1 protein-coding gene is annotated in these 328 nt (G+C 67.7%); it reads right to left on the bottom strand.

What is annotated here, in order from left to right; all coding sequences use genetic code 11:
* Positions 1–13: 13 nt before the first annotated feature.
* Positions 14–328 (bottom strand): alpha/beta hydrolase (locus EN852_RS37615; protein ID WP_135879824.1); only part of this gene is annotated, 315 nt, incomplete at its 5' end.

The following is a 328-nucleotide window of genomic DNA, read 5'->3' on the forward strand; positions in this document are numbered from 1 at the left end:
GCTTGGTCTTCGATCAGCCTGGCGCGAGTTCTGCGTCGGGCACCTTGAGTTCTGCGCAGCGGCCGGCGCCTTGCGCATCCCCGGCGATCCGGCCTTCCACGGCCTTAGCCATCGCCTGCAAGTCGATCGGCGCGCCGCTCACTTTCTCGATCGCGTCGACCACGAGGCCGGGCGCGATCCAGTCCGGCTTGTGGCCGAGATTGTGGACCCAGACCAGCTCGGCACCCGGGATGTCGCGCTCCAGGCCGGCGGAATGGATCGCCGCGTAGACCACCTTGTCGCGGTCGCCTGAGATGACGACGGTCGGCGCCTTGATCTCGCGGTAAGT

The organism is Mesorhizobium sp. M2E.F.Ca.ET.209.01.1.1, assembly GCF_004010375.2.
Lineage (GTDB): Bacteria > Pseudomonadota > Alphaproteobacteria > Rhizobiales > Rhizobiaceae > Mesorhizobium.